The sequence below is a fragment of the Pseudomonas sp. B21-056 genome, from assembly GCF_026016325.1.
In the GTDB taxonomy this organism is placed as follows: domain Bacteria; phylum Pseudomonadota; class Gammaproteobacteria; order Pseudomonadales; family Pseudomonadaceae; genus Aquipseudomonas.
The window spans coordinates 621,133-642,681 of sequence record NZ_CP087203.1; the positions used below are offsets into that span (position 1 = coordinate 621,133).

Annotated in this window: 16 protein-coding genes, 2 tRNA genes and 1 pseudogene; 16 read left to right on the forward strand and 3 right to left on the reverse strand. The window is 62.5% G+C overall.

Translation table 11 applies throughout. From position 1 onward, the window contains the following. Window positions 1-35: 35 nt before the first annotated feature. Entirely contained in the window at window positions 36-647 is a 612-nt protein-coding gene (locus tag LOY67_RS02680) for a trimeric intracellular cation channel family protein (protein WP_265065834.1), read from the forward strand. Here the strand turns inward: LOY67_RS02680 and queG are convergent. After that, window positions 629-1,708, reverse strand: a complete 1,080-nt coding sequence (gene queG, locus LOY67_RS02685) for a tRNA epoxyqueuosine(34) reductase QueG (protein WP_265065835.1) — start codon at window positions 1,706-1,708, stop codon at window positions 629-631. The genes LOY67_RS02680 and queG overlap by 19 nt on opposite strands. Before the next feature lie 63 nt (window positions 1,709-1,771). Between queG and LOY67_RS02690 the strand changes: the two genes are divergently transcribed. The 13 genes and pseudogenes from LOY67_RS02690 (at window position 1,772) to LOY67_RS28390 (ending at window position 16,775) form a co-directional block, all read left to right on the forward strand. Further along, window positions 1,772-3,271: an NAD(P)H-hydrate dehydratase gene (locus tag LOY67_RS02690; RefSeq protein WP_265065836.1), complete on the forward strand. Its 1,500-nt coding sequence runs from the start codon at window positions 1,772-1,774 to the stop codon at window positions 3,269-3,271. Continuing rightward, the gene (gene tsaE, locus LOY67_RS02695) at window positions 3,259-3,726 is read left to right on the forward strand and encodes a tRNA (adenosine(37)-N6)-threonylcarbamoyltransferase complex ATPase subunit type 1 TsaE (protein WP_265065837.1); all 468 of its coding nucleotides are present in this window, start codon (window positions 3,259-3,261) and stop codon (window positions 3,724-3,726) included. The genes LOY67_RS02690 and tsaE overlap by 13 nt, the downstream gene beginning before the upstream one ends. Before the next feature lie 3 nt (window positions 3,727-3,729). Beyond that, a complete protein-coding gene (locus LOY67_RS02700) occupies window positions 3,730-5,160 on the forward strand; it encodes an N-acetylmuramoyl-L-alanine amidase (protein ID WP_320110003.1) in 1,431 nt (476 codons plus the stop codon). Next, a complete protein-coding gene (gene mutL / locus LOY67_RS02705; RefSeq protein ID WP_265065838.1) occupies window positions 5,157-7,070 on the forward strand; it encodes a DNA mismatch repair endonuclease MutL in 1,914 nt (637 codons plus the stop codon). The genes LOY67_RS02700 and mutL overlap by 4 nt, the downstream gene beginning before the upstream one ends. After that, complete coding sequence (gene miaA, locus LOY67_RS02710) at window positions 7,070-8,041, forward strand: tRNA (adenosine(37)-N6)-dimethylallyltransferase MiaA (protein WP_265065839.1); 972 nt, start codon at window positions 7,070-7,072, stop codon at window positions 8,039-8,041. Before mutL ends, miaA begins: the two co-directional genes overlap by 1 nt. 91 nt (window positions 8,042-8,132) lie before the next feature. Next, window positions 8,133-8,393, forward strand: a complete 261-nt coding sequence (hfq, locus tag LOY67_RS02715) for an RNA chaperone Hfq (RefSeq protein ID WP_003186419.1) — start codon at window positions 8,133-8,135, stop codon at window positions 8,391-8,393. 12 nt (window positions 8,394-8,405) lie between these two features. Then, the gene (hflX, locus tag LOY67_RS02720) at window positions 8,406-9,707 is read left to right on the forward strand and encodes a ribosome rescue GTPase HflX (RefSeq protein WP_265065840.1); all 1,302 of its coding nucleotides are present in this window, start codon (window positions 8,406-8,408) and stop codon (window positions 9,705-9,707) included. A gap of 85 nt (window positions 9,708-9,792) precedes the next feature. Continuing rightward, window positions 9,793-10,965, forward strand: a complete 1,173-nt coding sequence (hflK, locus tag LOY67_RS02725) for an FtsH protease activity modulator HflK (protein ID WP_265065841.1) — start codon at window positions 9,793-9,795, stop codon at window positions 10,963-10,965. Then, on the forward strand, window positions 10,965-11,834 hold the full coding sequence (gene hflC, locus LOY67_RS02730; protein WP_265065842.1) for a protease modulator HflC: 870 nt from the start codon (window positions 10,965-10,967) through the stop codon (window positions 11,832-11,834). The genes hflK and hflC overlap by 1 nt, the downstream gene beginning before the upstream one ends. 323 nt (window positions 11,835-12,157) lie before the next feature. Then, window positions 12,158-13,345 carry an ATP phosphoribosyltransferase regulatory subunit gene (locus LOY67_RS02735; RefSeq protein ID WP_265065843.1) on the forward strand — a complete coding sequence of 396 codons (1,188 nt, stop codon included), beginning with the start codon at window positions 12,158-12,160 and terminating at the stop codon, window positions 13,343-13,345. Between the two features lie 54 nt (window positions 13,346-13,399). Continuing rightward, window positions 13,400-14,692, forward strand: coding sequence for an adenylosuccinate synthase (locus tag LOY67_RS02740; RefSeq protein ID WP_047700344.1), 1,293 nt, complete (start codon window positions 13,400-13,402; stop codon window positions 14,690-14,692). Between the two features lie 1,123 nt (window positions 14,693-15,815). Further along, window positions 15,816-15,869: pseudogene (locus LOY67_RS28385) on the forward strand (hypothetical protein); the annotation flags it as partial. Between the two features lie 201 nt (window positions 15,870-16,070). Further along, window positions 16,071-16,775 (forward strand): methyl-accepting chemotaxis protein, encoded by a 705-nt coding sequence (locus LOY67_RS28390; RefSeq protein WP_370444537.1) that lies wholly within the window; start codon window positions 16,071-16,073, stop codon window positions 16,773-16,775. A gap of 569 nt (window positions 16,776-17,344) precedes the next feature. Here the strand turns inward: LOY67_RS28390 and LOY67_RS02750 are convergent. Next, window positions 17,345-17,431, reverse strand: a tRNA-Leu gene (locus LOY67_RS02750). Window positions 17,432-17,609: 178 nt separating this feature from the next. Next, window positions 17,610-17,696 (reverse strand) — tRNA-Leu (locus LOY67_RS02755). 226 nt (window positions 17,697-17,922) lie between these two features. On the opposite strand from LOY67_RS02755, the gene rnr reads away from it, so the two are divergent. Further along, window positions 17,923-20,541, forward strand: a complete 2,619-nt coding sequence (gene rnr, locus LOY67_RS02760) for a ribonuclease R (protein WP_265065845.1) — start codon at window positions 17,923-17,925, stop codon at window positions 20,539-20,541. Continuing rightward, entirely contained in the window at window positions 20,538-21,296 is a 759-nt protein-coding gene (rlmB, locus tag LOY67_RS02765) for a 23S rRNA (guanosine(2251)-2'-O)-methyltransferase RlmB (RefSeq protein ID WP_041024061.1), read from the forward strand. Before rnr ends, rlmB begins: the two co-directional genes overlap by 4 nt. Window positions 21,297-21,549 lie beyond the last annotated feature (253 nt).

The following is a 21,549-nucleotide window of genomic DNA, read 5'->3' on the forward strand; positions in this document are numbered from 1 at the left end:
CCTACGGGTGCGTTCTCCTGCAAGGATCGTCGTCAATGTTGCTGATGCTCTATCTGATCGCCATCACCGCCGAAGCCATGACCGGCGCCCTGTCCGCCGGGCGGCGGGGCATGGACTGGTTCGGCGTGGTGCTGATCGCCTGCGTCACGGCCCTGGGCGGCGGTTCGGTGCGTGACGTGCTGCTCGGTCACTACCCGCTCACCTGGGTCAAGCACCCGGAGTACCTGGTGCTGACCACTGCAGCGGCGATGCTGACGGTGTTCCTGGCGCGCTGGATGCGCCATCTGCGCTCGATGTTCCTGGTGCTCGACGCCGTGGGCCTGGTGGCGTTCACGCTGATCGGCTGCATGACGGCCCTGGAAATGGGCCATGGCATGTTGGTGGCGTCGGTCAGCGGGGTCATTACCGGGGTGTTCGGCGGCATCCTGCGGGATATCTTCTGTAACGATATTCCGCTGATCTTCCGTCGCGAGTTATATGCCAGCGTCTCGTTTGCCGCCGCATGGTGCTATCTACTCTGCGTTTATCTGCAATTACCGAGTGAACAGGCGGTGCTCATCACCTTGTTCGGCGGTTTCCTGCTGCGGCTCCTGGCGATCCGCTTTCACTGGGAAATGCCGAAGTTCGTCTATAACGACGAGATCTGACGTTCAGCGTGCTGGCGCAGCGCCCATTCCACATGCTCGCGCACCAGGTCCGAGGGGTGATCGCGCCGTGCTTCCAGGGCCTGCATCACTGGAATCGTTGATGGCGCATTGCCCAGGCCTACCGCCAGGTTGCGCAGCCAGCGTTCATAGCCCGCACGGCGCAGCGGCGAGCCTTCGGTGCTCTTGAGAAAGGTTTCCTCGTCCCACAGGAACAGTTCGGCCAGCCCGGCATTGTCCAGGTTGTGGCGTGGCTTGAAATCGTTTTCTCCGGACGGCCGGGCGAAACGGTTCCACGGACAGACGATCTGACAGTCATCACAACCGAACACCCGGTTGCCGATCAACGGGCGCAGTTCTTCAGGGATGGCGCTTTTCAGCTCGATGGTCAGGTAGGAAATGCAGCGGCGGGCGTCCAGTACGTAGGGGCCGATGAAAGCATTGGTCGGACAGATGTCCAGGCACGCGGTGCATTTTCCACAATGTTCGCTGGCGTGGGGCGGGTCCACCGGCAATGGCAGGTCGACAAACAGCTCGCTCAGGAAGAAGTAGCTGCCGGCCTTGCGGTTCAGCACCAGGGTGTTCTTGCCGATCCAGCCGAGGCCGGCCTGTTCGGCGATGGCTTTCTCCAGGACCGGTGCGCTGTCGACGAAGGCGCGGTAGCCGAAGGGGCCGATGACCGCCTGGATTTTTTCTGCCAGTTGCTGCACGCGTTTACGGATCAATTTGTGGTAATCGCGGCCCAACGCATAACGCGAGACGTAGGCTTTTTCCGGTTGGCCGAGCATCTGCGCCATGTGCGTGTCGCCCGGCAGGTAGTCCATGCGCAGGGACACCACCCGCAGCGTGCCCGGCACCAGTTCCTCGGGGTGCGAGCGCTTGCTGCCGTGGGCGCCCATGTAGTCCATTTCACCGTGGTAGCCCGCATCGAGCCAGCGCTGCAGGTGTTGCTCATGCTCGCCAAGGTCCAGTCCGCTGATGCCGACTTGCTGGAAACCCAGCTCGCGGCCCCAGTCCTTGATGGATTGGGCGAGGGCGGGGAGATCGGTGGGAATGGCAGGCATGAGGCGAGAGAAACCGGAGCTGAGATGCGTATAATTCTGCCAGACATCGGAGCCCGAAGACGCATGCCGCACACTAAAGATGATTTTCCCGACGCGCTGTACAGTGCCGCGCAGGTCCGGGCCCTTGACGCACAGCTGATTGCGGCAGGCACCACCGGCTTCGAATTGATGCAGCGAGCGGCCCGCGCCACCTGGCGAGCGATCGTCCGGCGCTGGCCGGATGCTGGCGAACTGACCGTGCTCGCCGGCCACGGCAACAACGCCGGCGACGGTTACCTGGTGGCGACCCTGGCCCGGCGTGGAGGCTGGTCGGTGCGGGTCCTGACGGTGGGGGAGCCCCGCCGTCTGCAGGGTGACGCCGCCAACGCCCACGCCGAGGCTGTCGCGGTGGGTGTGCCGGTGGAGCCGTGGTCGGACGAGTCCGAATTGCGTGGCGTGCTGCTGGATGCATTGCTCGGTACGGGCTTGAGTGGCGAGGTGCGCGAGCCTTATGTCCGGGCTATCGACACGATCAACGTCAGTGGCCTTCCGGTCGCCGCGGTGGATATCCCCTCCGGGCTGTGTGCCGATACCGGTCGGGTGCTGGGCACGGCGGTGTCTGCTGACCTGACCGTAACTTTTATTGGTTTGAAGCTCGGCCTGTTCACTGGCGATGCGGCGGACCGGGTCGGTGAGTTGGTATTCAACGACCTCCACGCCGATCCGGACCTCGTTGAAGCGGCGCCGGTCAGTGCCCGACTGCTCTCACCCCATAATCTGCCGCGTCTGACGCCTCGCGTGCCTACTTCCCACAAAGGCTCCTTCGGGCACGTCCTGTTGATCGGCGGCGACCGGGGGTTTGGCGGCGCTATTCAGATGAGCGCCGAAAGCGCCCTGCGTTGCGGCGCGGGCATGGTTTCCATGGCGACCCGCAGCGAGCATGTCGGCGCTGCGCTGACCCGTTTGCCAGAGGTCATGGTGCAGGGCACCCATTCGGCGAACCAGTTGATGGGTTTGCTCGAGCAAGCCGATGTGTTGGTGGTCGGGCCGGGGTTGGGCCAGGCGGCGTGGGGCCGCAGCTTGCTGTCGGCGGCGGCCAATGCGCCGTTGCCACAGGTGTGGGACGCCGATGCGCTGAATCTGCTGAGTGCCGGTGCGGTCAGCCTGCCCGAAGATTGCGTGATCACCCCGCACCCGGGCGAGGCCGCGCGGCTTTTGGGGATCTCCACGGCCCAGGTGCAGGCTGATCGTCCGGCAGCGGTTCATGCATTGAGCAAAAAATACACAGCCACGGTGATTCTCAAGGGCGCTGGCAGTCTGATTGCCAGCCCGGACGGTCGCCTGGCTATTTGCAGTCAGGGCCATCCGGCCATGGCCACCGCTGGTCTGGGGGATGTGCTGGCCGGGGTGATCGGCGCCTTGCTCGCCCAGGGGCTGGCGGGCTTCGAGGCCGCGTGCCTGGCCGTCTGGCTGCACGCCAATGCCGGTGCGCAAGCCGGCCGGTCGGGCCGGGGGCTGGCGGCGACTGACCTGATCCCGGCCATTCGTCAGTTGTTGGAGGAGCAATCACCTTGTCTGAAGTAACCCTGTACGTGGCTGACGAACAAGCCATGACGGAATTGGGTGCCCGCATTGCGCGCATCACGGCGGGCCATGGCCTGGTTTTTCTCGTGGGCGACCTCGGTGCGGGGAAAACCACGCTGTCCAGGGGCATCATTCGCGGCCTCGGACACGTCGGTGCGGTAAAAAGCCCTACGTTCACCTTGGTCGAGCCCTATGAGGTCGGCGACATTCGCGCCTTCCATTTTGACCTGTACCGACTGGTGGACCCCGAAGAGCTGGAATTTCTCGGCATTCGCGATTATTTCGAAGATGACGCCTTGTGCCTGATCGAATGGCCCGACAAGGGTGCAGGCTTTTTGCCAAAGCCTGACCTGACCATTACCATTGGCGCGCAGAACGGCGGGCGTTCGCTGAAACTGACGCCGCAAGGCTCGCGAGGCGAGTCGTGGTGTGCCGCGTTGGCACTGGAAAACTAATTGATGATGGGGTTTGGTATGCGCTTTCGCGCGGTGGTTGCTGTCGTAGGACTGTTGCTTACGGCACTGGCCGTCGATGCTGTGGCTGAGACAAAGGTCAACAGCGTTCGCCTCTGGCGAGCGCCGGACAACACTCGGCTGGTGTTCGACCTGACAGGGCCGGTGCAGCACAGCGTATTCACCCTGACGGCCCCGGATCGCCTGGTGATCGACATCAATGGCGCATCCCTTGGCGCGCCACTGAACGTGGCCACTGCCAACACGCCGATTACCGCGATGCGGTCGGCCCAGCGTACGCCGACCGACCTGCGGGTGGTCATCGACCTGAAAAAAGCCGTGACTCCGAAAAGTTTCACCCTGGCCCCGAATGCCCAGTACGGCAACCGGCTGGTGGTGGACCTGTTCGACAACCCGGCCGACGCCGCGCCACCCCCACCGGCGCCGACCAATGTCGCCACGGTACCGGCGGTGCCGGTCACGCCGACCGAGCCTGCGATCAAGCTGCCACCGGCTCCGGCCGGCAAGCGCGACATCATTGTGGTGATCGACGCCGGTCACGGCGGCGAAGACCCGGGTGCCTCCGGTTCGCGCGGCCAGCATGAAAAAGACGTGGTGCTGTCCATCGCCCGCGAGCTGCAGCGCCAGATCAATGGCATGAAAGGCTTCCGTGCCGAACTGACCCGTACCGGCGACTATTTCATTCCATTGCGTGGCCGTACCGAAATCGCCCGCAAGAAAGGCGCCGACCTGTTCGTTTCCATCCACGCCGACGCAGCCCCTTCGGCGGCGGCCTTCGGCGCCTCGGTGTTTGCTTTGTCCGACCGGGGCGCGACTTCCGAGACCGCCCGCTGGCTGGCCGACAGCGAAAACCGTTCCGACCTGATCGGCGGTGCCGGCAACGTCAGTCTCGACGACAAGGACCGCATGCTGGCCGGTGTGTTGCTCGATTTGTCGATGACCGCCTCGTTGACCTCGAGCCTGAACGTCGGCCAGAAAGTCTTGAGCAACATTGGCCGCGTCACGCCCCTGCACAAACAGCGCGTCGAACAGGCCGGGTTCATGGTGCTCAAGTCCCCGGACATCCCGTCGATCCTGGTGGAAACCGGCTTCATCTCCAACTCCAACGAGGCCTCCAAGCTGTCGTCGTCCAGCCACCAGCAGGCACTGGCCCGTTCCATCAGCAGTGGCGTGCGCCAGTTCTTCCAGCAGAACCCACCGCCGGGCACCTACATCGCCTGGCTGCGTGATTCCGGCAAGATCGCCCAGGGGCCGCGGGACCATCGGGTCAGCGCCGGCGAAACCCTGGCGATGATCGCCGTGCGTTACCAGGTGTCGCCCGCGACCCTGCGCAGCGCCAACAACCTCAAGAGTGATGAGCTGAAGATCGGCCAGACCCTGACCATTCCCGGCAACGAAGTGGCGTCCAAGCAATGAGCGATGAACTGATTGGCAGCAACGCCCGCATCGAGTTGCTCAGCCCCCGGCTGGCGAACCAGATCGCCGCCGGTGAGGTGGTGGAGCGCCCGGCGTCGGTCATCAAGGAGTTGCTGGAGAACAGCCTCGACTCCGGGGCCAAGCGCATCGATGTGGATGTCGAGCAGGGTGGCGTCAAGCTGCTGCGGGTGCGTGATGACGGTGGCGGTATTTCTTCCGACGACCTGCCGCTGGCCCTGGCGCGTCACGCCACCAGCAAGATCCGCGACCTGGAGGACCTCGAACGGGTCATGAGCCTGGGGTTTCGTGGTGAAGCGCTGGCCTCCATCAGTTCGGTGTCGCGCCTGACGCTCACCTCCCGTACCCGGGATGCCGAGCAGGCCTGGCAGGTCGAGACCGAAGGCCGGGACATGGCCTCACGCGTCCAGCCCGCGGCCCACCCGGTGGGCACTTCGGTGGAAGTGCGCGACCTGTTCTTCAACACCCCGGCCCGGCGCAAGTTCCTCAAGGCCGAAAAGACCGAATTCGATCATCTGCAGGAAGTCATCAAGCGCCTGGCCCTGGCGCGTTTTGACGTAGCGTTCCACTTGCGCCACAACGGCAAGACCATCCTCAGCCTGCACGAGGCCCGTGACGATGCGGCCCGTGCCCGGCGTGTAGGTGCGGTGTGCGGCGCGGGTTTCCTGGAACAGGCATTGCCCATCGAGGTGGAGCGCAATGGCCTGCACCTGTGGGGTTGGGTCGGGTTGCCGACGTTCTCCCGCAGCCAGGCGGACTTGCAGTATTTCTACGTGAATGGCCGGGCGGTGCGCGACAAGCTGGTGGCCCATGCGGTGCGCCAGGCCTATCGCGACGTGTTGTTCAACGGCCGGCATCCGACCTTCGTGTTGTTTTTCGAAGTCGATCCGGCGGTGGTGGACGTCAACGTGCACCCGACCAAGCATGAAGTGCGCTTCCGGGACGGGCGCATGGTTCACGATTTCCTCTACGGCACCTTGCACCGCGCCTTGGGCGACGTGCGTCCGGAAGACCAGCTCGCGGCACCGGCTGCGGTGGCGGGCATGGTTCGGCCGACAGGGCTGGATGCCGGCGAGTTCGGACCACAGGGCGAAATGAGCCTGGCGGCCAATGCCTTGCTCGAACAGCCTCAGGCCCAGCCGACTTACAACAGCCCTGGCGCGGGTGCCGGCAGCGGCTATCAGTACCAGTACACGCCGCGCCCGCAGTCGAACGTGCCGGCGGCCGAGGCCCAGGCGGCCTATCGCGAGTTCTTCAAGCCTTTGCCGGAAACCGGGGCCGCAGCATTGCCCGACGGCCAGGGCGATATCCCGCCCCTGGGTTATGCGCTGGCGCAGCTCAAAGGCATCTATATCCTTGCGGAAAATGCCCAGGGCCTGGTCCTGGTGGACATGCACGCGGCCCACGAGCGGATCATGTACGAGCGGCTGAAGATCGCCATGGCCAGCGAAGGCCTGAGCGGCCAGCCGTTGTTGGTGCCTGAATCCCTGGCGGTCAGCCAGCGCGAAGCCGATTGTGCCGAAGAACACGTGAGCTGGTTCCAGCGCCTGGGCTTCGAACTGCAGCGCCTGGGCCCGGAAACCCTGGCGATCCGGCAGATCCCGGCCTTGCTGAAACAGGCCGAGGCCAATCGACTGGTCAGCGACGTGCTGGCGGACCTGATGGAATACGGCACCAGCGACTGCATCCAGGCGCACCTGAACGAATTGCTCGGCACCATGGCCTGCCACGGCGCGATCCGTGCGAACCGGCGCCTGGCCCTGCCGGAAATGAACGGTTTGCTGCGGGACATGGAAAACACCGAGCGCAGTGGCCAATGCAACCATGGCCGGCCGACCTGGACCCAATTGGGCCTGGACGACCTGGACAAACTGTTCCTGCGTGGTCGCTGATGAGCCCGCTGCCCCCCGCGATTTTCCTGATGGGCCCGACCGCCGCCGGCAAGACCGACCTGGCCATCGAACTGACCAAGGTCCTGCCGTGCGAGCTGATCAGCGTCGATTCGGCACTGGTCTACCGCGGCATGGACATCGGCACGGCCAAGCCGTCGAAGGCGCTGCTGGCGGAATTTCCCCACCGGCTGATCGACATCCTGGACCCGGCCGAAGCTTACTCGGCGGCGGATTTCCGGCGTGATGCCCTCCAGGCCATGGCCGACATCACCGCACGGGGCAAGATTCCGCTGCTGGTGGGCGGGACGATGCTGTATTACAAGGCCCTGATCGATGGGCTGGCCGACATGCCGGCGGCGGATCCCGAAGTACGTGCGCAAATCGAAGAAGAGGCTGCGCGCCTCGGCTGGCAGGCCCTGCACGCGCAATTGGCGGTCATCGACCCGGAGTCGGCGGCACGTATCCACCCCAACGATCCGCAGCGGCTGAGCCGGGCCCTGGAGGTTTATCGGGTCAGCGGCCAGAGCATGACGGCCCTGCGCCAGCGACAATCTGCGCAAAGTACTGAAGCAGCCGCTTCGGGACTGCAACAATTACCCTATACTGTCGCGAATCTGGCCATCGCCCCGGCGAACCGGCAAGTGCTGCACCGTCGAATTGAACAAAGATTCACATTGATGTTGGAACAGGGATTCATCGACGAGGTCGTAGCCCTGCGTGAGCGAAGTGACCTGCATGCCGGGTTGCCGTCTATACGTGCGGTGGGTTATCGACAAGTCTGGGATTATCTGGACGGCAAGCTGACGTCAGCCGAGATGCAGGAGCGTGGGGTCATTGCCACGCGCCAGTTGGCGAAGCGCCAGTTCACCTGGCTGCGTAGCTGGACTGACCTGCATTGGCTCGACAGTCTCGATTGCGACAATCTGCCACGCGCCTTGAAATACCTTGGGACCGTCTCCATATTGAGCTGAGTCCTTGCAATTGCCGTCTACCCTTGGGGGTGTGACGGCCAAAGCCATCTGATTCCGATTTTTATTATTGATCCTTAAAGGAGTGCGGCACATGTCAAAAGGGCATTCGCTACAAGACCCTTACTTGAACACTTTACGTAAAGAGAAAGTCGGGGTGTCCATCTATCTGGTCAACGGGATCAAACTGCAAGGCACGATCGAGTCTTTCGACCAGTTCGTCATCCTGCTGAAAAACACCGTCAGCCAGATGGTCTACAAGCACGCTATCTCGACAGTCGTGCCGGTTCGTCCAATTCGTCTGCCAAGCGCAACCGAATCCGAAGGCGGTGACGCTGAACCGGGTAACGCCTGATAGGAGTCTCCTTTGTTCTTTGAGCGCCACGGTGGTGGTGAACGGGCCATTCTCGTTCATCTGGATGGACAGGACCCTGAGGCGCGCGAAGACCCGCAGGAGTTTCAGGAGTTGGCACTTTCGGCCGGCGCCGAGACCGTCGCGTTTTTCAACGTGCCGCGTCATCGGCCAACCGCCAAATTCCTGATCGGCAGCGGCAAGGTCGAGGAGTTGCGCGACCTGGTCAAGACCGAAGAAGCCGATCTGGTGATCTTCAATCACATCCTCACGCCCAGTCAGGAACGCAACCTCGAACGCGTATTCGAGTGTCGCGTGATCGACCGTACGGGCCTGATCCTCGATATCTTCGCCCAGCGCGCCCGTACCCATGAAGGCAAGCTCCAGGTCGAGCTGGCCCAGCTCGAGCATATGAGCACGCGGCTGGTTCGCGGCTGGACGCACCTTGAGCGGCAGAAAGGCGGTATCGGCCTGCGCGGTCCGGGTGAAACCCAGCTGGAAACCGACCGGCGCCTGTTGCGGATTCGCCTGCGCCAGATCAAGGGGCGCCTGGAAAAGGTCCGCAGCCAGCGCGAGCAGTCGCGACGCGGCCGCAAGCGCGCGGACATCCCGACGGTTTCCCTGGTGGGCTATACCAACGCCGGCAAATCGACGCTGTTCAATAACGTGACCCAATCGGACGTCTACGCCGCCGACCAGTTGTTCGCCACGCTCGACCCGACCCTGCGCCGGCTCGACCTGGACGACCTCGGGCCGATCGTACTGGCCGACACCGTGGGCTTCATCCGGCACCTGCCGCACAAACTGGTCGAGGCTTTCCGGGCTACGCTCGAAGAGTCGAGCAACTCCGACCTGCTGCTGCATGTGATCGATGCCGCCGAGCCGGACCGGATGCTGCAGATCGAGCAGGTCATGGTGGTGCTCGGTGAGATCGGTGCCCAGGACTTGCCGATCCTGGAGGTATACAACAAACTCGATTTGCTCGAAGGCGTGGAGCCGCAGATCCAGCGCGATGCCGATGGCAAGCCGCAGCGGGTCTGGTTGTCGGCCCGGGACGGTACCGGCCTCGAACTGCTCGAGCAGGCCGTGGCGGAACTGTTGGGTAGCGACCTGTTTGTCGGCACCTTGAAGCTGCCGCAACGGTTCGCCCGCCTGCGTGCCCAGTTCTTCGAGCTGGGAGCGGTGCAAAAAGAAGAACACGACGAAGAAGGCACCTGCCTGCTGGCGGTTCGCCTGCCGCGGTCGGAGCTGAACCGGTTGGTCAGTCGTGAAGGGCTGAAACCGGTGGAGTTCATCGAGCAACACACTTTGCAATAAAAGCCTGAGAAAGCTGTGTCAGGCATTCTGTAGCATTGGCCGGCGCGCCGTGGGTGCGTCTTTGCTTTATCAGATGGAGAGCGCTATGGCTTGGAATGAGCCGGGTGGCAACTCGAATAACCAGGATCCCTGGGGCGGCAAGCGTCGTAACAACGGCGACCGCAAGGGGCCACCGGATCTCGACGAGGCCTTCCGCAAGCTGCAGGAAAGCCTGAACGGTTTGTTCGGTGGTGGTAGGAAACGCGGTGATGACGGCAGTGGTCGTCCGGGCAAGGGCGGCGGTTTCGGCCTGCTCGGCATCGGTCTGGTCGTGCTCGCGGCTGTCTGGCTGTACAGCGCGGTGTATGTCGTGGACGAGCAGGAGCAAGCCGTGGTGCTGCGCTTCGGCAAGTACTATGAAACCGTCGGCCCGGGCCTGAACATCTATTTCCCGCCGATCGATCAGAAGTACATGGAAAACGTCACGCGTGAGCGTGCCTACACCAAGCAGGGCCAGATGCTCACGGAAGACGAGAACATCGTCGAAGTACCGCTGACCGTGCAGTACAAGATCACCAACCTGCAGGACTTCGTACTGAACGTCGACCAGCCGGAAGTCAGCCTGCAGCATGCCACCGAGAGTGCATTGCGCCATGTGGTGGGTTCCACCGCCATGGACCAGGTGCTGACCGAAGGTCGTGAGCTGATGGCCAGCGAAATCAAGGAGCGCCTGCAGCGCTTCCTCGACACCTATCGCACCGGTATCACCGTCACCCAGGTCAACGTGCAGAGCGCCGCGGCGCCGCGTGAAGTCCAGGAAGCCTTCGACGACGTGATCCGCGCCCGTGAAGACGAGCAGCGTTCGCGCAACCAGGCCGAAACCTATGCCAACGGCGTCGTGCCGGAAGCCCGTGGTCAAGCCCAGCGCATCATCGAGGATGCCAACGGTTACCGCGACGAAGTGGTTTCCCGTGCCAAGGGTGAGGCCGATCGCTTCACCAAGCTGGTGGTCGAGTATCGCAAGGCCCCTGAGGTGACCCGTGAGCGTCTGTACCTGGACACCATGCAGGAAGTCTTCAGCAACACCAGCAAGGTCCTCGTGACCGGCAACAAGAATGGCCAGAGCAATCTGCTGTACCTGCCGCTGGACAAGATGGTCGAGAGCGGTCGCAACACCAGCACCCCTGCGACCAGCAGCACGGCAGCCGCCAGCAATGAAGCGAATGCTCGCGCCGCGGCGGAGCAGCAACAGCAAGCACGTACCAGGGAGAGTCGCTGATGAGCAATAAATCGCTGATCGCCCTTATTGTCGGCGTCGTCGTGGCGATCGCTGCCTGGAACTGCTTCTACATCGTGTCCCAGACCGAGCGTGCAGTGTTGCTGCAATTCGGTCGCGTGGTCGAGACGGATGTCCAGCCAGGGCTGCATGTGAAAGTGCCTTACGTCAACAAGGTGCGTAAGTTCGACGCCCGCCTGATGACCCTGGATGCACCGACGCAACGCTTCCTGACGCTGGAAAAGAAAGCGGTCATGGTCGATGCCTATGCCAAGTGGCGCGTGAAGGATGCCGAGCGTTTCTACACGGCGACTTCGGGTCTCAAGCAGATTGCTGACGAACGTCTGTCCCGGCGCCTGGAATCGGGCCTGCGCGACCAGTTCGGCAAGCGCACCCTGCATGAAGTGGTTTCCGGTGAGCGTGATGCGCTCATGGCCGACATTACCCGTTCGCTGAACGCCATGGCGGAAAAGGAACTGGGTATTGAAGTGGTCGATGTCCGGGTCAAGGCCATCGATCTGCCGAAGGAAGTGAACCGCAGCGTATTCGAGCGGATGAGCACCGAGCGCGAGCGTGAAGCCCGCGAGCATCGTGCGAAGGGTAACGAGCTGGCCGAAGGCATCCGTGCCGACGCCGATCGTCAACGTCGCGTGTTGCTGGCAGAAGCCTATCGTGAATCGGAAGAGGTTCGCGGTGACGGCGATGCCCAGGCCGCGGCGATCTATGCCAAGGCCTACGGTCAGGATCAGGAGTTCTATGCGTTCTACCGTAGCCTGCATGCCTACCGTGAAAGCTTCGCGCACAAATCCGACGTAATGGTCCTGGACCCGAGCAGCGACTTTTTCCGCTACCTGGAAAAGGCCAAGCCTTGATGCAGCGTTGACCTGAGACACTCCGCCCGGCGGCTAAAACGTCTGGCGGGGTGATCCTTTGGAAAAACGGGTGTATGATGCGGCAGCCGGGAAATTCCCGGCTTTTTTGCGTCTGCACGTTCGATTGCGGTTTTGGTTGCAGGCGTCGGGTTGAACGACTCGACAGGTTTTTCGAGGAAAGTGCGGACGAGGCCGGTTCAGGGCCATTCGTCACGTCGCTCTTGCGCGTTTTTTGCCCAGGCAGCGCGCAAGGCCCAGGCATTTTCTGCTTCACTCAAGGCCGGCCCGGAGGCTGGCCGCCCGGACCATAGGGGAATGGCGTAATGGCAACGGTAGACCGCTGGCTGCTGCCAGATGGCATCGAAGAAGTACTGCCACCGGAAGCTGCGCGTATCGAAGTAGCGCGTCGGCAGGTGTTGGATCTGTTCCAGAGCTGGGGTTACGAGTTTGTCGTCACCCCGCATATCGAGTACCTGGAATCCCTGCTGACCGGCGCGGGCCAGGATCTGGATCTGCGCACCTTCAAGGTTGTCGATCCGCAGTCGGGCCGGCAGATGGGCTTTCGTGCCGACATCACGCCCCAGGTAGCGCGTATCGACGCCCATACCCTGCGCCGTGAAGGTCCAAGTCGCCTGTGCTATGCCGGCAGTGTGCTGCACGCCCAACCGCGTGCCCTGTCGTCTTCGCGCAGCCCGATCCAGCTGGGTGCCGAGTTGTACGGCGATGCCAGCCCGAGCAGCGATGTGGAAGTCATCAGCCTGATGCTGGCCATGCTGCAACTGGCTGATGTACCGGATGTCCACATGGACCTGGGCCATGTCGGCATCTATCGCGGCCTGGCCCGTGCGGCCGGTCTGTCCGGTGAAGTGGAGCAACAGTTGTTCGATGCCTTGCAGCGCAAGGCCATCGATGAAGTCATCAGCTTGACCGAAGGCTTGCCGGCCGATCTGTCCGACATGCTGCGGGCGCTGGTAGACCTGTGCGGCGGCCGTGAGGTGCTGACGGCGGCGCGTGAGCGCCTGGCCCATGCGCCGGCGCCCGTATTGGCGGCTCTGGACGATCTGCTGGCGATCGCCGAGCGGCTGTCGGTGCGTTTCCCCGAGTTGCCGTTGTATTTCGACCTGGGCGAGTTGCGCGGGTACCACTATCACACCGGCGTGGTGTTCGCCGTGTTCGTGCCGGGCGTGGGCCAGTCCATCGCCCAGGGCGGTCGCTACGACGATATCGGTGCCGACTTCGGTCGCGCCCGTCCGGCGACCGGTTTCTCGACCGATCTGAAAACCCTGGTAACCCTGGGGCGTGCTGAAATCGAGCTACCGTCCGGCGGTATCTGGATGCCTGACAGTACGGATGCGGCACTCTGGCAAGCTGTCTGCCAGTTGCGCAGTGAAGGCCAGCGTGTCGTCCAGGCCTTGCCTGGGCAGCCTTTGGCCGCCGCCCGTGAAGCGGACTGCGACCGGCAATTGATTCAGCAGAACGGGCTTTGGCAAGTATTGCCGCTGGCTTCTTGAGTTTTCCTGTCGGCTGCGGCCGGCACCAAGTTTGCGCGAATGAGGACAAGTGTTATGGGTAAGAATGTCGTAGTCCTGGGCACCCAATGGGGTGATGAGGGCAAAGGCAAGATCGTTGATCTGCTGACCGAACATGCTGCCGCCGTAGTGCGCTACCAGGGTGGCCACAACGCCGGTCACACGTTGGTGATCGACGGTGAAAAAACCGTTCTGCACCTGATTCCGTCGGGCGTGCTGCGCGAAGGCGTGCAGTGCCTGATCGGTAACGGTGTCGTGGTTGCCCCCGACGCCCTGCTGCGGGAAATCGTCAAGCTGGAAGAGAAAGGTGTACCGGTGCGCGAGCGCCTGCGTATCAGCCCGTCCTGCCCGCTGATCCTGTCCTACCACGTTGCGCTGGACCAGGCCCGTGAAAAGGCCCGTGGCGAGATGAAGATCGGCACCACCGGTCGTGGCATCGGCCCGGCCTACGAAGACAAGGTCGCCCGTCGTGGCCTGCGCATCGGTGATCTGTTCCACCGCGAGCGTTTCGCCGCCAAGCTGGGCGAGTTGCTGGACTACCACAACTTCGTCCTGGTCAATTACTACAAAGAACCGGCCATCGACTTCCAGAAGACCCTGGACGAGTGCATGGAATACGCCGAGCTGCTCAAGCCGATGATGCTCGACGTCACCGCCGAGCTGCACGAGCTGCGTCGCGCTGGCAAGGACATCATGTTCGAAGGCGCCCAGGGTTCGCTGCTGGACATCGACCACGGCACCTATCCGTACGTCACCAGCTCCAACACCACCGCCGGCGGCATCGCCACGGGTTCAGGCTTCGGTCCGATGTACGTGGACTACATCCTGGGCATCACCAAGGCCTACACCACCCGCGTTGGCTCGGGTCCGTTCCCGACCGAGCTGTTCGACGACGTCGGTGCCTTCCTGGCCAAGCGTGGTCACGAATTCGGCGCTACCACCGGCCGTGCCCGTCGTTGCGGCTGGTTCGATGCCGTCATCCTGCGTCGCGCCATTGACGTCAACAGTATCTCGGGTCTGTGCCTGACTAAGCTGGACGTACTGGACGGCCTGGAAACCATCAACATCTGCGTGGGCTACAAGAACCAGGACGGCGCGGTCATCGACGCACCGACCGACGCTGACAGCTACATCGGCCTGGAGCCGGTGTACGAGCAGATGCCGGGCTGGACCGAATCGACCGTGGGCGCCAAGACCCTGGAAGAGCTGCCTGCGGCGGCCCGCAACTACATCAAGCGCCTCGAAGAGTTGGTCGGTGCGCCGATCGACATTATTTCGACGGGGCCGGACCGCAACGAAACCATCGTTCTGCGTCACCCATTCGGCTGATAACTTGCTGATGTAAAAGACAAAGGACCCTCATTTGGGTCCTTTTTCGTTTATGCCTGCCGACGGCACAACACTTGCTATGCAACTCCATTACTGGCACATCTTGACGAGTGCCATCAATTTAATGGCGTTCGTAGAGGGATTTCCTGTGTCGGCCGTTCTCTCACTGTTACAAAGCCGTTTACTGCGGCCCGTGTTCGTTACCCTTGGTATCGCCCTTTTGGTGCAGGTGCTGGTGGCGGTTGCGCTGACCCGAAGCACGGTCACGGCGCTTGAAACCGATCTGGGCACGCGTCTGGGTGCTGACAGCCAGAAGCTCTCCGGTGAACTGGAGCAGGCCGGGCGTGAGGTCACCTCGAGCCTGGACAGTTTGTCCGCCAATACCCGTCAGCGATTGAACGCCGGCTTATCCACGCGCCTGAAAGATGAGCAGTCGCAGCTGCGGACGACGCTGGAAAAAGCGCTCAAGGACTCCGCCAATGATATGGCGCAGCTCCTGGCTTCCGTCGCCCCCCGCGCCATGTGGGACAGCGACATACCGACGCTCTCCGAATTCGCCCGTCGGGCCCAGCGCAATCCCAACGTGTTGTTCGTCATCTATGACGATGCCAACGGCGAGCACCTGACCCGCTATTTGAACCGGGAAAACGCGATCAACAAGGCCCTGCTGGAAAAGGGCAAGGGCGAGCGGGCGCTGGACAAGGTGCTGGACGCGGCGAAGACCGATCCGTCGGTGTACTACCTCGAGGCGTCGATCAATCCCAATGGCGTGGAAATCGGCAAGGTGCTGATGGGGGTCTCCACCGCTTCGGTGGAGTCCGATCTGAAGGCGCTGGATCAGCGCTTTTCCGCCTTGATCGCCAGCAGTGATCAACTGGTCGGTGACAGCCTCAAGGGTGCCGCCGCCGACAGTGCCACCGCGATGCGCGGCCGCTTGCAGTCGGCACAGGCCACGGCTACGCAGATGCAGACCAATACGTCCAGCACGGTACAGGAAGCGGCAAGTACCTTGCGCTGGCGAATTGGCTTCGGCCTGGCGCTGGTGGGCTTCGGCGTACTGCTGTTGTTGGCCGTGGTGCTGGGGCGTCGGGTGGTCAATCGCTTGAAGTTGCTGATCGTGGCCATGAATGATCTGGCAGCGGGCGAGGGTGATCTGACCAAGCGTGTGCAAATCAACAGCAAGGATGAAATCGGCGACATGGCCTCGGCGGTCAATCGCTTTGTGGATAAGTTGCAACCCATCGTGCGCGAGGCGGGGGATGTTGCCCAGCGCACCGGCGTGGAAATCGGTGCAATGACCTTGCGCAACTCCGGCGCCGATGCGGCGGCCGGGATGCAGCGTGATGAGGTGGCCGAGAGCTTGCGCGCGCTGTCGCAAATGGCTGACGAGGCGCAGTCGGAAAGTCAGGCGATGCAGGCGGCCTTGCAGCAGGTGGTGGAGATTCGCCAGGCTACGGATGAAAATACGCGTACTTCGGCCAAGGTCAGTGGTTTGATCGAGGCGCTGGCCGGGCAGGTGGACACCGGGGCGAAGGTGATCGAGCGACTGGCGCAGCAGAGTGAGCAGATCGAAGTGGTGCTGACGGTGATTCATGGCATTGCCGAGCAGACCAACCTGCTGGCCCTGAACGCGGCCATCGAAGCGGCGCGGGCTGGGGAAACCGGGCGTGGTTTTGCGGTGGTGGCGGACGAAGTGCGGGCACTGGCGAGCAAGACCCAGAGTTCGACCGGTGACATCCAGGCCCATATTGTGGCGTTGCAGCAGGGGGCTCGCGAGGCGGTGGCCGCGATCGGCCAGGCGGGGCGGCAGGCCAGTGAAGGGCTGCTGGTGCTGCGCGACAGTGCTCGTTTGCAGCAGTCGGTGCAGGCTTCCGTAGAGCAAGTGCATGCGGCCATTGGCTTGGCGACTCAGGCGGCGGCTCATCAGGCCCAGGGGGCGCAGGCGGTGCGTGGGCGGGTCGAGACCATTCACGTCCAGGCCGAGAAAGCGGCCCAGGCTGTGGTCGAGACGACGGCCAGCGGCAAGGTGCTCGATAGTCTGGCGGCGCAGTTGAAGGCGAGTCTGGGGCAGTTCAGGGCTTGATCCGGTCCCCTTGTGGGAGCGAGTACATATCCATTCCTTCGGTAACGGCCACTTAAGGTTCCGCTCTTACAGCGGCTCACTTTTGAACAGCGCAAAAGTAAGCAAAACGCTTTTGCCCCACCACTCGGCACCTCGCTTAGGCTCGGTGTGCCCGAACGAAGGCATTGCTCCGTGGGCCCGCCGCGAAGGGCCATCCATGGCCCAGCGCGGCTATCCCGGCATCCATGCCGGGATGCCCACTACGCAATACCTGCGTTCGGCCATCGTGGTTAACGGGGCGCCGAAATCAACGTCCACCGCGAGGCGGCCTTACAGCCGGCCTGACTCTTTCAGGTGTGCGCCAATTCCATTGTGGGAGCGAGCTTGCTCGCGAAGGCGGCCTTACAGCCGGCCTGGCTCTTTCGGGTGTACCTCAATCCCCCTGTGGGAGCGAGCCTGCTCGCGATGGCGGCCCGACAGCCGACCCATACCCTACGGCCTAGCGCTTTTGGAGTTTGCCCAGCCAAAAACGCAAAAACCCGCTTTCGCGGGTTTCTGTGAGATTCAAGACCATGTCTTGAAGCTTGAATTGGTGCCCAGAAGAAGACTCGAACTTCCACGACCTTGCGGTCACCAGCACCTGAAGCTGGCGTGTCTACCAATTTCACCATCTGGGCAGCATCTTCAGCGTTGCCGCTGTTGATGTGGCGCACTATACGGAGCGCGTTTTGATCTGTAAACCCCTGTTTTTGTTTTAGTAATTGTGAAAGCGGATTTCAGGAGGATAGAAATGCAAAAACCCGCTTTCGCGGGTTTTTGGAGAGACTGGCAGATCGTTGATCTGTCGCTCGAAATTGGTGCCCAGAAGAAGACTCGAACTTCCACGACCTTGCGGTCACCAGCACCTGAAGCTGGCGTGTCTACCAATTTCACCATCTGGGCAGTATCGGCAACGTGTGTGCGTCGTCGATGGCGCGCACTATACGGAGCGTGTTTTTAACTGTAAACCCCTCTTGATAAAAAAAACGGTAAATTTCACCAGCGGTACCTTTCTTCGCTTGAAGAGCAGGGTAAAAGACCTTTAGAAAGGCTTCGGATGCCTGAAATTTCCCGTTTCATTACGCCTATGCCAAACTAACCCGCATATAGACAAGGTGAAAACTCTCTAATGGCCGATTGGCAGTCCCTCGATCCCGAGGCCGCTCGTGAAGCGGAAAAATATGAAAACCCTATTCCCAGCCGCGAACTGATCCTGGCGCATCTCGCCGATCGAGGTTCGCCTGCCAGCCGTGAAGAGCTGGTCGAAGAGTTCGGGCTGACGACCGAAGACCAGCTCGAAGCCCTGCGCCGCCGCCTGCGTGCCATGGAGCGCGATGCTCAACTGATCTACACCCGGCGCGGAACCTACGCGCCGGTGGACAAGCTCGACCTGATCCTGGGGCGTATCGCCGGTCACCGTGATGGCTTTGGTTTCCTGATTCCCGATGACGGCAGCGATGACCTGTTCATGAGCCCGGCGCAGATGCGCCAGGTGTTCGACGGTGATCGTGCCCTGGCCCGCGTGTCCGGCCTGGACCGCCGCGGTCGCCGTGAAGGCGTGATTGTCGAAGTGGTGTCCCGTGCCCACGAAAGCATCGTCGGCCGTTACTTTGAAGAGGGCGGCATCGGCTTTGTCGTCGCGGACAATCCGAAGATCCAGCAGGAAGTGCTGGTCACCCCGGGCCGCAACGCCAACGCCAAGGTCGGTCAGTTCGTCGAGGTGAAGATCACCCACTGGCCCACCCCGCGCTTCCAGCCGCAAGGCGATGTGGTGGAAGTGGTCGGCAACTACATGGCGCCGGGCATGGAGATCGACGTTGCCCTGCGTACCTATGACATTCCCCACGTCTGGCCTGAGGCGGTCCTGAAAGAAGCCGCCAAGCTCAAGCCGGAAGTCGAAGAAAAGGACAAAGAGAAGCGCATCGACCTGCGTCACCTGCCGTTCGTCACCATCGACGGTGAGGATGCGCGGGACTTCGACGACGCGGTCTATTGCGAAGCCCGGCCGGGCAAGCTGCGCCTGTTCTCCGGCGGCTGGAAGCTGTACGTCGCGATTGCCGACGTTTCCAGCTACGTGAAGCTCGGTTCGGCGCTGGATGCCGAAGCCCAGGTGCGTGGCAACTCGGTGTACTTCCCCGAGCGCGTTGTGCCGATGCTGCCCGAGCAGTTGTCCAACGGCCTGTGCTCGCTCAACCCGCATGTCGATCGCTTGGCCATGGTTTGCGAGATGACCATCTCCAAGTCCGGCGAGATGACCGACTACTGCTTCTACGAAGCGGTGATCCATTCCCACGCCCGCCTGACCTACAACAAGGTCAGCGCGATGCTGGAAACGCCGAAGCTCGCCGAGTCGCGCAAGCTGCGCGGGGAGTACAACGAGGTGCTGCCGGACCTCAAGCAGCTCTATGCGTTGTACAAGGTGTTGCTGGGCGCGCGTCATGTGCGTGGCGCCATCGATTTCGAGACCCAGGAAACCCGGATCGTCTTCGGTTCCGAGCGCAAGATCGCCGAAATCCGTCCGACCGTGCGCAACGATGCGCACAAATTGATCGAGGAATGCATGCTGGCGGCCAACGTCGCTACCGCTGAGTTCCTGAAAAAGCATGAAATCCCTGCACTGTACCGGGTCCACGACGGTCCGCCGCCGGAGCGCCTGGAAAAACTCCGGGCCTTCCTCGGTGAGCTCGGCCTGTCCCTGCACAAGGGCAAGGAAGGTCCATCGCCCAAGGATTACCAGGCATTGCTGGCCAGCATCAAGGATCGTCCGGATTTCCACCTGATCCAGACCGTCATGCTGCGTTCGTTGAGCCAGGCGGTGTACAGCGCCGATAACCAGGGCCACTTCGGCCTGAATTACGAGGCCTATACCCACTTCACTTCGCCGATCCGCCGCTACCCCGACCTGCTCACGCACCGGGCGATCCGCAGCGTGATCCATTCGAAGATGAACACCCCGCACGTCAAGCGTGCCGGTGCGATGACCATTCCCAAGGCGCGCATCTATCCGTACGACGAAGCGGCGCTGGAGCAGCTCGGTGAGCAGTGCTCGATGAGCGAACGTCGTGCCGACGAAGCGACTCGCGACGTGGTGAACTGGCTCAAGTGCGAGTATATGAAGGATCGTGTGGGTGAGTCGTTCCCTGGCGTGATCACCGCCGTGACCGGTTTCGGTCTGTTCGTCGAGCTGACCGATATCTACGTCGAAGGCCTGGTGCATGTCACCGCGCTGCCGGGTGATTACTACCACTTCGACCCTGTGCACCACCGCCTGGCGGGCGAGCGCACCGGGCGCAGCTTCCGTCTTGGCGATACCGTCGAAGTGCGGGTGATGCGCGTCGATCTCGACGAGCGCAAGATCGACTTCGAGATGGCCGAGAAAACCATCGAGGCCCCGATCGGTCGCAAGAAACGCGGTGCCGAAACGCCTGCGCCTGCGGCCAAGACCGCTGCCGAGCCGGCCTCGACCAAATCCGGGCGTCGCGGCCCGGCCAAGGAAAAAGCCGGCGAAGCCTATCGTCCGAGCGATGCGGCGGCGAAAAACGCCGAAGTGCGCAAGAGTCGTGAAATGAAGCAGGCGTTGCTGGCCGAAGCCAAGAAAGGTGGCAAAGCCGCGCCGGGAGGCAAGACCGGTCGGTCGGCCCCCGAAAGCGCCAGCAGCAAACCGAGCAAACACCGTAAAGGCCCGTCGAAAGCGGGCTCGGCCCCGGCTAAAAGTGGCGGTGCCCGTAAACCCAAGGCCAAGTCATGAGTCAGTTGGAAAAGATCTACGGCGTGCATGCCGTGGAAGCGCTGTTGCGTCATCACCCTAAGCGGGTCAAGCAGATCTGGCTGGCGGAAAGCCGCAGTGAGCCCCGGGTCCAGACCCTGGTCGAACTGGCCAACGAAAATCGCGTGGCGGTCGGTCAGGCCGAGCGGCGCGAGATGGACGCTTGGGTCGAAGGCGTGCACCAGGGCGTCGTGGCCGAGGTCAGCCCGAGCCAGGTCTGGGGCGAGGCGATGCTCGAAGAGCTGCTCGATCGTACCGAAGGCGCGCCTTTGCTGCTGGTGCTGGACGGCGTGACCGATCCTCACAACCTCGGCGCCTGCCTGCGTTCGGCGGATGCGGCCGGGGCACTGGCGGTAATCGTGCCCAAGGACAAGTCGGCAACCTTGACACCGGCCGTACGTAAGGTCGCCTGTGGCGCCGCGGAAGTGATTCCGCTGGTGGCCGTGACCAACCTGGCGCGCACCCTGGAAAAACTCCAGCAGCGTGGCTTGTGGGTGGTCGGCACGGCGGGCGAGGCCGAGCAGGACCTGTACCAACAGGACCTTACCGGCCCGACGATCCTGATCATGGGCGCCGAAGGCAAGGGCATGCGTCGCCTGACCCGCGAACATTGCGACTACCTGGTCAAGCTGCCGATGGCCGGCAGCGTCAGCAGCCTCAACGTCTCGGTCGCGACCGGTGTGTGCCTGTTCGAGGCGCTGCGCCAGCGTAGCGTCAAGGCTGCCGCCAAAAAGTAAGGCAGCTGCAAGTCCCTGTGGGAGCGAGCCTGCTCGCGATAGCGGTGTATCAGTCGGCATTTGTGCTGGATGATCCACCGCTATCGCGAGCAGGCTCGCTCCCACATTGTTTTGTGTTGTAGTGATTGTTCAAATAATCACCAATTGCCTTGCACCTGCCTCGACCCTTCTCTACAATTGCGCCCCTTGCTGCGATGGCAGGCACTCATGTGTCTAGCGTCCACAAGTCCATAAGTGTCATTCACTCCTTGTC